Origin of the sequence: Bacillus multifaciens, assembly GCF_030756675.1 — a bacterium.
GTDB classification, from domain to species: domain Bacteria; phylum Bacillota; class Bacilli; order Bacillales; family Bacillaceae_G; genus Bacillus_A; species Bacillus_A multifaciens.
Map to the genome: position 1 here is coordinate 93,667 of NZ_JAVBXD010000003.1, position 10,176 is coordinate 103,842.

General features: G+C 36.8%; 12 protein-coding genes. 5 read left to right on the top strand and 7 right to left on the bottom strand.

Annotated elements, in window-relative coordinates; all coding sequences use genetic code 11:
* The first annotated feature begins 77 nt into the window (after positions 1-77).
* Complete coding sequence (locus Q9306_RS03535; protein WP_306195340.1) at positions 78-704, top strand: CotO family spore coat protein; 627 nt, start codon at positions 78-80, stop codon at positions 702-704.
* Positions 705-757: 53 nt separating this feature from the next.
* On the opposite strand, the gene Q9306_RS03540 is transcribed toward Q9306_RS03535, so the two are convergent.
* On the bottom strand, positions 758-1,210 hold the full coding sequence (locus tag Q9306_RS03540) for a CotY/CotZ family spore coat protein (RefSeq protein ID WP_306195342.1): 453 nt from the start codon (positions 1,208-1,210) through the stop codon (positions 758-760).
* 135 nt (positions 1,211-1,345) lie between these two features.
* Here Q9306_RS03540 and Q9306_RS03545 point away from each other — a divergent pair, with 135 nt between their 5' ends.
* Positions 1,346-1,705, top strand: coding sequence for a DUF1360 domain-containing protein (locus tag Q9306_RS03545; protein WP_306195344.1), 360 nt, complete (start codon positions 1,346-1,348; stop codon positions 1,703-1,705).
* A gap of 64 nt (positions 1,706-1,769) precedes the next feature.
* Positions 1,770-1,961 (top strand): cytochrome C oxidase subunit III, encoded by a 192-nt coding sequence (locus tag Q9306_RS03550; RefSeq protein WP_306195346.1) that lies wholly within the window; start codon positions 1,770-1,772, stop codon positions 1,959-1,961.
* A gap of 121 nt (positions 1,962-2,082) precedes the next feature.
* On the opposite strand, the gene Q9306_RS03555 is transcribed toward Q9306_RS03550, so the two are convergent.
* A complete protein-coding gene (locus Q9306_RS03555; RefSeq protein ID WP_306195348.1) occupies positions 2,083-4,140 on the bottom strand; it encodes an ATP-dependent helicase in 2,058 nt (685 codons plus the stop codon).
* A gap of 224 nt (positions 4,141-4,364) precedes the next feature.
* Here Q9306_RS03555 and Q9306_RS03560 point away from each other — a divergent pair, with 224 nt between their 5' ends.
* Positions 4,365-4,649, top strand: coding sequence for a hypothetical protein (locus Q9306_RS03560; RefSeq protein WP_306195350.1), 285 nt, complete (start codon positions 4,365-4,367; stop codon positions 4,647-4,649).
* Between the two features lie 50 nt (positions 4,650-4,699).
* On the opposite strand, the gene Q9306_RS03565 is transcribed toward Q9306_RS03560, so the two are convergent.
* The 3 genes from Q9306_RS03565 to Q9306_RS03575 form a co-directional block, all read right to left on the bottom strand.
* Entirely contained in the window at positions 4,700-5,122 is a 423-nt protein-coding gene (locus Q9306_RS03565; protein WP_306195352.1) for a GNAT family N-acetyltransferase, read from the bottom strand.
* A gap of 1 nt (position 5,123) precedes the next feature.
* Positions 5,124-5,642, bottom strand: coding sequence for a YjcG family protein (locus Q9306_RS03570; RefSeq protein ID WP_306195354.1), 519 nt, complete (start codon positions 5,640-5,642; stop codon positions 5,124-5,126).
* A gap of 90 nt (positions 5,643-5,732) precedes the next feature.
* On the bottom strand, positions 5,733-6,464 hold the full coding sequence (locus tag Q9306_RS03575) for an alpha/beta hydrolase (RefSeq protein WP_306195356.1): 732 nt from the start codon (positions 6,462-6,464) through the stop codon (positions 5,733-5,735).
* A 456-nt stretch (positions 6,465-6,920) separates the two neighbouring features.
* On the opposite strand from Q9306_RS03575, the gene Q9306_RS03580 reads away from it, so the two are divergent.
* On the top strand, positions 6,921-7,832 hold the full coding sequence (locus Q9306_RS03580) for a DMT family transporter (protein ID WP_306195358.1): 912 nt from the start codon (positions 6,921-6,923) through the stop codon (positions 7,830-7,832).
* A gap of 46 nt (positions 7,833-7,878) precedes the next feature.
* Here Q9306_RS03580 and Q9306_RS03585 read toward each other — a convergent pair whose 3' ends face one another.
* Both Q9306_RS03585 and putP read right to left on the bottom strand, forming a co-directional pair.
* On the bottom strand, positions 7,879-8,256 hold the full coding sequence (locus Q9306_RS03585; protein ID WP_306195360.1) for an Ig-like domain-containing protein: 378 nt from the start codon (positions 8,254-8,256) through the stop codon (positions 7,879-7,881).
* Between the two features lie 161 nt (positions 8,257-8,417).
* Complete coding sequence (gene putP, locus Q9306_RS03590; protein WP_306195362.1) at positions 8,418-9,881, bottom strand: sodium/proline symporter PutP; 1,464 nt, start codon at positions 9,879-9,881, stop codon at positions 8,418-8,420.
* Between the last annotated feature and the right edge of the window lie 295 nt (positions 9,882-10,176).

Sequence of the window (10,176 nt, forward strand, 5' to 3'; positions counted from 1 at the left end):
GATTTTTAATGAAACTTCTCCGCTCTGTATGAATATAACTGTAATAACGTACGTTTCAGTAAAGAGGGGGATTGGGGATGGCGACCAAACAAATAAAGGAAGGGGAAAATCAACCGTTATTATATACTCAACATTTGGATCTATATAAACTTCAGCCCCGTATGCAGCGGAGTGTGATTGTGAAACAGACAGAACAAACCGGTGTAACGGAGGAGAACGAAAAAAAATATGCTGAAAATAGAGAACAGACTCACCATCTTATAGAAGAGGTAAACGTGGTTGATCAACATAACATGCAAACGGATGTAACAGAGGAGAACGAAAAAAAATATGTTGAAAATAAGGAACAGACTCACCATCTTATAGAAGAGGTAAACGTGGTTGGCCAACATAACATACAAACGGATGTAACAGAAGAGACTCAGCAAAAACAAATTGATGAACAATTTGTAGAATCTTCTAATATCACATGGCAAAATAAATCGTTTAAAGATATGAATAACGAAGAGAAAGTTTATTTCTTATTAAATCGACCACATTATATATCAAATGTGAAATGTATTGTGAAAACAGAAAAAGCCTCTTATGTAGGGGTTATTACTTCTTATGAGAATAAGGTGCTGCAAATGGTGGTACCAAGCCACATTGGGGACTTTCTTTTGAACATAGAAGATATTATATCGATTCGCATGGCGGGATTATAATGTGGAAAAGGTGGTAGGATTCCTACCACCTCAATAGTTTTTTTGTTTACATATTATACGCCTGAAACGTGTGTGTCACGTAAGCATTGAATTGCACAGAAACAATTTAAATCAACAGTTACAATAGAATTTGTTGCATGTAGTGCAGCGTTGGGATGGTTTAAGAAGACACAAACTGGCTCTTCACAATCTTTTGGGTCTGGATTGTGTACTTCTAATGCACGTAATACTGCACAGCAGTCGTCTACACTTTCTACACGGAAAATGCTCGAAAAGCATTTCTTATCGTGACCAGAAGCAATAAATACCCGAAATGGATCTCCTTCGCTAGTAAATAAGACAAATGGGCGTGTATTTGCGAGTCTAGCTCCTTGATGTGCACCGAGAAATGGCACGTCACATCCTGTTGGGCATGTGCTTGTTGCACAATCTTGTAATTCATTGATGAAGTTTACAACATCACATACACAATTGATGTTAATCTTCTTGTCATCATTGTTACCCATTCTTTTCACTCCTTATCATAAGTTTTGATTACACTAATAGAATATTGAATGCGAGGTAAATCGGTTACTGCTCCCAAGTTGTTTTTTTCAAAGGATAAGCCTGTATTTATCTGAAAAGAAAAGGGGATGGGGAACTTGTTTTTTGAGAGTTGGCTTATGTTCTTTATTTTTTCGTGTGCGGTATTTCGGTTAACGCGCCTTTTGGTCTTTGATAAGATTACATCTTTTATACGTGCGCCTTTTATTGAAGAAATACAGGTTACAGAAGATGATGGTTCGGTTTCAACGTATATGAAAATAAAAGAAGCAGGTTTACGTAAATTTTTTGGGGAATTGTTAAGTTGCTATTGGTGTACAGGAATATGGGTGAGCGCTCTATTGCTTTTATGTTATGAATGGATTCCGAAAGTAGCAGAGCCTATTATTTTGTTGTTAGCAGTTGCTGGGGCTGCAGCGATTATTGAAACGATTGTAATTCGATGGCTGAATGAGTGAGAAATGGAGGCACGAAACAGACAGGTTGTTCATATAGTAAAGAGAGTGTTAAAAAATAGAGGAGATGTTTGCCATGGCGAAGTATCAGCAACCAAATCCGTATAATAATCTTGAACATTGGTATCAAATGCAGCAACAGCAACAAGGGCAGCAGGAAGAGCAACAACAAGGGCAGCAACAAGAGCAGCAACTGGAACAGCAAGGATATGTGAAGAAAAACGGTTGTAACTGTGGTGGGAAGAAAAATAGGTATTAATAAATAATGAAACATGTAAATAATGAGTCTGCTTTTGAACAAAAAGTACCCTGTTTTATCCTTTGGGTAAGAAAAAACAGGGTATTTTTTGTTTTACTTCAGGAAAGCTTTAAGTCATCTGTTATTTTGTTTTTTGTAAGTCATCCCTCGTCAAAAATAAAAATCTCGAAACATCAAGTTTTTTTCCTCTAAAAAACTGCGGAGAAGAAATGTATAATTCTTCTTTTGCTCGCGTAATTGCCACGTATGCTAAGCGTCGTTCTTCTTCTAATGCCTCGGAGGAATCGGTGACGCGGTCGTTTACATCTTTTAATGATGAAGAATGTGGTAATATTCCATCACTTGCACCGAGTAAGAAAACGCATGGAAATTCAAGGCCTTTGGCGTTATGAATTGACATAAGCGAGACAGCATCTTGCTGGGCTCTTGTTTTTAAGGCTTCCATTTCTTTTTGATTTTGTATTGCTGTGTTTACAAAGTCTAAATATGCTGGAATGTCGGAAAAGCGATTTGCAGATTCAATGAGTTCTTCAAGCATTTCTTCTTGTATTTCTTTTTGCATTGTAAAAGAAGAACGGTCATTACTTTGCAGATATTCTAAATATTGTCCTTTTCCTTTAATAATTTCTTTTAATGCATTTTTCGGTTCAAGTTCTTTAATAAATTTTAGAAAATCAATACGATCATTGATTTTCTTTACTTGGAACGACTTTAAATTTGGATTCAGTAAAAGGAAATGTAAAAGGGAAGGGAAACGTCCTTCACCGTATTTCCATTGTTCTCGTTCGATAAATGATATACATTCATCGCGTCCAATATACATCGTTGGCAAAATGCTTGCGAGCGATTCTAACCGAAATGGTTCAAAGGCCAACCGTAGTTGATCTAATACCGGTTTAATAAGCGAGTGTTCATAAAATGATTGGCTTGCTCCGTATTTGACGAACGGGATTTTATGAATTGTAAGCTGGTCGAGTAAGGAGCGGCTTACAGAATGTGTTCGGTATAATAAGCAAAAGTCTGTATAGCGCCTTTCACCGCTTGCTACCTTATCTTGAATCAGTTGCAGTATTTGATTTGCTTCATCCAATGTTGTTGCTGGTCTTGAATAAAACGGCTGCACGCCTTCTTCGTGAATGGAGTACAGTTCTTTGTTAAATCGTTCTTGATTTAGCTTAATGACTTCATTACCAAGGCCAACAATAAATGGGTTCGATCGATAATTTGTATTTAAAGTAATAATAGTTGTATCATCAAATTCTTTTGGAAAAGAAAGGATAATTTGATGACTGGCTCCGCGCCAGCCGTAGATCGCTTGATCATCGTCACCCGCGATAAATAAGTTGTTTTGCGGTGCTGCTAATAATTTTACAATTTCATACTGAGCGTATGATGTATCTTGAAATTCATCGACTTCAATATATTGAAAGCGACCTTGCAATTGCGTTAATAAAGCGGCATTATTTTCTAACAAATAGAACGTTTCAAGTAAAATATCATCAAAATCTAAATAGCCATGACTTTGTTTTACGTCTTCATAACGTTGGTACACTTCTTGAAATTCACGTTCCACAGGTGTTTTAGCTTGGACATCTTTCGGTCTATTTAATTTATTTTTTTCAAGTGAAATCATTGCTAGCATACTTTCCGCATCATAGTCATCTTTTAAACGAAGTTCTTTTAAAATTTTCTTTATAATAATTTGTTTATGCTTTTCGTTTGCTAAAATTTGTTGGTTGTATCCTTGGCTGCGAAGTAACTTTAAGAACACAGAATGGAATGTTCCAGCAACAAGATATTGGCTCGCTGCACGTGTCATACCAGGTAATGTTGCTACGCGGCTTCGAATTTCTTCTGCTGCTTTTTGTGTAAAGGTAAGCAGCAATATGTTGCGCGGGTGAACACCTTTTACATTGACTAAATAGCCAACGCGCGTTGTTAAGACAGACGTTTTTCCGCTGCCAGCTCCAGCTAATGTAAGAACGGGCCCTTCAGTCTGACGAACAGCTTCTAATTGCTTTTCATTTAAATATATTCCTTGTTTTTCAAGAGCGCGAAAATAAGTAACATCCGCATCATTTTGCTGAACTAAGTCGGTAGATGTTTTCGGGATATGATAAGTTGCGCGAGGAATATTCGAATGTGTTAATGATTTTTGCGAAAAATTTTCCTTAGTCATAATTTCACCTTCAATAAGTAGCATCAACTTATAACTTTAGCGGAAGATAGGGGAAATGGCAATGTAAAAAGTAGGGGAGTGATGTGATTTCGTTTGGGGTATAGAAATTAAAAACCTCTCTAAAAACTTCTCTTCTTTAGATGGGCGAGAGGAACTAGCCATGCATAGTAGCGGTCAGTGCCAATTTCTGCCCCGTGCGATGTTAAAACAAAGGGAGGAAACGAGTGGAGGTCAATTTTGTTTGCCGAAGCCGTGATGTATATGCCGAAAAACAAGAGGAACTGGCCATACGTAGAAACGGTCAGTACCAATTTCTGCCCCGTGCGATGTTAAAACGAAGGGAGGAAACGAGTGGAGGTCAATTTTTGTTTGCCGAAGCCGTGTCCCGTCAGTTCCGCTTCCTTATTAGAAGTCATAAAGACTTTCCTCCTTATTTCAAAACTCTGTTCCCATTTGATGCTTATGAAATAAAGTTAGTAATTATTATTGTTATCGCAAGAATAGTTTGATTCCGGGTCCACCATACATAAAAAAGAAGCGCCAAACAAGGCGCTTCTTTTTATAGATCTTTTATCATGACAACATGCGGGATATCAGCTTCCATAAATACATCAGAAGTTGTTTTATATCCAAGCTTATGATAAAACGGCTCAGCATGTGTTTGTGCATGTAGTTTCAGCTTTGGAAGAGATTCTTCTTTCGCAAGAACTTCTAATGCGTCCATGATCATCTTACCAGCCCCTTTTTGGCGGTGAGATGATAAGACACAAATGCGTTCCATTTTCCCGATACCATCGACGATGCGAAAGCGTCCAGCGCCAACTGGAATATCTTGATCGTATAGTACAACGTGTTTTGCAGCTTGATCAAATTCGTCGTATTCCTCTTCGGCTGCAACCTTTTGCTCATCGACAAACACTTGTTTACGAACGGAAAAGGCATCTTTTAGCTGTTTTTCATTTTGTACGACTGTAATTTGCAAATTAATGTTGCCCCTTTTCTAAATGGAATGTTTCGTATACTGTCCATGTTCCATTTTCTAATTGATATAGTAAATGGAAACGATCGATTGGTTGCTCATAATAGAAATCTTTCATCTTTAAGCGACCTAAAACATCCGCATGCTCTGCGTCTGATAATTGTTGTCCAATTGTAAGGTGCGGCACAAAAGTATATTCGCGATCTTGTGTGAATATACCGCTATGCATTTCTTCGTTTAGGAATGTTAATTCAGGTGTTTTTTCCACTTTAAAATAAATAACGTTATTTACAGGTGCAAATGAGCTAACTTTTCCAACATGTAATGTAAACGTATTTGTTTTATTGGCAATTGTATGAAGCTCTTGCACAATCGTTTCTAATTTTTCATCAGCTACTTCGAAAGGTGCTTTTAATGTAACGTGTGGTGGAACTAATGCATAATGTGGATCATAACGCTTACGCAGACCGTTTGCTTTATCTTGAATCATTTTTGATGGAAAAATTACAATACCTAGTTTCATCTCTAAATTCCTCCCCTTGTCTGAACGTAGTTTGTATGAAAAAAGAACTCTTTGTTTATTATATCAGATAATTCTGAATGATACTGTATATTATTTTAGCGCTAGCATATGAGAAAACGCATGTGGTAAGTTTTTTTGCCAATATTTCCATGTGTGATTGCCATTAAACTCTTCATAATAAGTTGTAAATCCTCTTTCAGTAAGAAGAGAATGTAGCTCACGGTTTGGCGCTACAAAATCGGAAATATTACCATCTGTTGTTTTTACAGCTGTTTCTTCTGTCCCGATGATGTGATATAAATCTAAGGCGTGCGGCTCTGTAAAGACTTTAGTACGCTCTAATACAGATTCATTTACAAATGGCGACTGCATAATTACTTTTCCGAATGTATGCGGATACATAAGTGCTGTCATAAATGAAACCGTACCGCCTAAAGAATCTCCGATTAAAACGCGGCCTTTACCCATTTGATATGTTGGGTACTGCTCATCTAAATATGGAACGAGTTCATGAGCTAAAAAGCGAATGTACATGTCATTTTGTGAGCCGTTTGGATGATATTTTTCTTTGCGATCGTTTACATTCTTATATGGAATACCAACAATAATCGTCCGATCAATTTCCTCTGTTTCGCGAAGTGACTCTATAACGCGATGTGCTTTTCCAAGTTGAAAATAATCTCTGCCATCTTGTGCAATAACAATGGTGTGCTTATGAAGCGGTGTAAAATTTGCTGGTAAATAAACGAGAAGCGTTAGTTCTTCTTGCAATGATTTGCTGTAAAATGTAAGTTCTTCAATTTTTCCTATTGTTTGTGTCATCGTGTAATCTCCCCTAAGTAAAAAGTTACTACAACTTTATTTTAGCATAAGAATGAGAAGAATCTAAAAAATTAGTATTCAGTATTAGAAGAAAAGGCTATAATGAAATGAGAATTTTGCTTATATAAATACAAATTGAAAAAACGTAACTACTCAGTCACTCTATGAAAAACCGATAGAAAAGCATTTTTTTAAGTGGTCGAGAGGGACTGGCTATGTATAGTAGCGGTCAGGTCCTTTTCCTGCACGTGCAAGGTTTGAAAACAAAAGTAGCCAATAAGTGCAGGCTCCTTTTGTGTTTGCATGACAGCGGTCTATATGCCCAAAAATGAATTTATAAGTAATAGAGAGACACATCTTCACTAGAATCATACCCTTTTCTAAATCTCTAAAAGGTATAGGTGAGCAGTTACTTTTTTTCTGCATAGCAGCAATTTATAAATGAGGAGACAGCATATGAAGCAGCAGAAATCTATAGCACTGCCGTTAGCGATTTCGATTATCACGATTTCATTTGCGGCTATATTTGTAAAAATGTCTACAGCACCATCTTCTATTTTAAGTATGTATCGTTTATGGATTATTGTGATTATTATGCTTCCGATTGTTTGGAAGAAAAGAGAGGAATTTACGAGAATTCAGAAGAAGGACTGGGGATTTTTAATTGGATCTGGATTCTTTTTAGCACTGCATTTTCTTCTCTGGTTTGCATCGTTAAAATTTACAACAGTTGCAAGTTCTACGATTATTTTAGCATTGCAGCCACTCGTATCCCTCATTGGCGGATTTTTCTTATTTAAAGAAAGAACGACACTCATGGCACTTGCAACAATGGGAATTGCAATTATTGGTGTAGGGTGTATTGGATGGGGAGATTTAGGACTGAGCAGAGAAGCAGTCTTAGGCGACATACTATCATTTTTGAGTGTAATTGCAGTGGTTGGCTATTTATTTATTGGACAAACGACAGTGAAAAAAGTATCGCATTGGATTTATAGTTTTACTGTCTTTACATTTGCAGCTGTATTTTTAAGTATATATAACATGATGTTGCAAATTCCATTTACAGGGTATTCATCATGGGATTGGACTGTATTTTTCTTACTTGCAACTGTACCGACTGCATCTCAAATGATTAATAATTGGTTATTGAATTATGTAAATGCAACAACCATTTCTATGAGTATTTTAGGCGAGCCTGTCGGTGCGATGATTCTTGCCTTCTTTTTACTCGGTGAAAAATTAAATTCTATACAAGTAGTCGGAAGCATTCTTGTATTATGTGGTGTGTGTATCTTTTTATTACAACAACAAAAGCGACCGTATAAAGAATCTGTAGAAGGCATGGTATATACGCAAGAGACGTAAAGAAGGGAGATTAGCCATCAGCGAGGAGCTGGTGGCTAGTTGAATTTCATTTCGGTTTTATGATATAGGGCTGAACGTGGACAGTACATAGATCGCGGAATTTTCCTTCTGCGGTTGTAGCAATAATAACGGCTCGTCCAGCCTGTTTTCCTATTACAGTTGCTTTCTGGTTTTCAGTATGAATCTCTACAATATGAGGGTTCGTGCACGTCCAAATGATCTCTTGGTTACTTGCCTGTGAAGGAAGGACAGCAGCAGTAAGTTCTGCACGTTGCCCAGTTTTTAGTTTTAACTTAGCTTTCTGCAGTTGTATACCGATGACCGGCACAATAGAAGGAACAATGGTAATATGAGGAAGATCAGTTTGCAGTGCAGCACATGAAGAAGAGATAAGGTGTTTTTGTGACTGAAATGGTGATTGCATATAAGGTGTCCTCCTTCTTTATAATGTTCTTAGTTATACTATATACAAAGAATGTTAGAAATAATTTAAGGTAATATAAAGAATTTGTTAATTTACAGAAAATTCAGTACAAACGTAAAAAAATGCCTGCTTCTGTATCATAGAAGCAGGCATTTTTTTGATTAAGAAGCTATTTTTTTAAACTCGTCAAATTCTTTTTGAACACTTTCTGATTGCTTTGTTAATAGGCTTACAATAATAATAGCGAGTAAGCTTACAGCAAAACCAGGAATCATTTCATATAACATATCTTTTAAAAACTTAAATTGTGTCCACGTAATAACTGTTGTAGCACCGGCGATCATCCCAGCAAGAGCGCCCCATTTCGTCATTCGTTTCCAGTACAAGCTTAATAAAATAACTGGTCCAAATGAAGAACCGAAACCTGCCCAAGCGTAACCAACAAGTGCTAGAATTGTGTCATTTTGTTTAAAGGCAAGTCCGCTTGATACTAGAGCGATGACTAGAACGGCCATACGTCCTACAAAAACAAGTTCGCGGTCCGTTGCCGAGCGGCGGAAAAATGTTCGGTATAAATCTTCTGTTATAGCACTTGAAGTAACAAGAAGCTGCGAAGAAATAGTACTCATAATTGCCGCTAAAATGGCAGCTAATAAGAATCCAGTAATGAGCGGATGGAATAAAATATTTCCAAGCTCAAGGAAAATCGTTTCTGGGTCTGCTAATTTCATCCCCTTGTCAGCATAATAAGCAATTCCAATGAGTCCAGTAAACATTGCGCCGACAATAGAGAAAATCATCCAGCTCATTCCGATGCGGCGAGCGCTTTTTAACTCTTTTACAGATGAAATTGCCATAAAGCGCACGATAATATGAGGTTGTCCAACATAACCAAGACCCCAAGCAAATAAAGAAATAATGCCGAGTACAGAAGTACCTTTAAAAATATTTAATAGCGTTGGATCGACAGATTGAATCGTATGAAATGCTGATCCAAGACCATTTACATGCATAATTGTTACGACTGGAACTAAAACGAGTGCAACGACCATAATAATTCCTTGTACGAAGTCTGTCCAACTTACAGCTAAGAAACCACCAAATAACGTATATGCTACGACAACAGCTGCAACGATGAAAAGTCCTGTATGATAGTCCATTCCAAATGTATTACGGAATAAAACAGCGCCTGACACTAATCCAGAAGCTACATAAAATGTGAAAAAGATTAAAATAACAAGTCCGGAAACTAGACGTAGCATATGAGATTTATCATGGAAGCGATGTTCCAAAAATTCTGGGATTGTAATTGAATTGTTTGCAAGTTCAGAGTAGGTACGTAAGCGAGGAGCGACGTATAGCCAGTTTGCATATGCGCCGAGTGTTAAACCGATCGCAATCCAACTGCTGCTCAGACCTGTTGCAAACATCGCACCGGGTAATCCCATTAATAGCCAGCCGCTCATATCAGCAGCGCCTGCACTAAGTGCTGTTACTGCGGGGCCTAATGTACGCCCGCCAAGCATATAGTCAGTTAAATTAGATGTTCGTTTGTAGGCGATATAGCCAATCACTAACATCCCGATCATATAGATCGAAATAGAAATTAAAATCTGTGTGTTCATGTTAGTCCCCTTTCCTAAGTAGTATCTTTTGCTGAGTTACATATTATAATCTAACATGATTATGTATAAAAATCTATCCTCTAAATATGAATTTTCAGAAATATAAGCCTATTTAGAAGATAAAGTATTTTACTAAAATAAAGTTTTTTATTAATGTATAGCTATTTTAATAGAGTATTTATTATTTTTACATAAAAATGAGTCATTTTGTCAATATAATATTTAAGATGGACATAAAAAATATTTTTTAAAAAGTATTGACTTCCAAAAAAAGAAAAGCATATAATGATTTCAA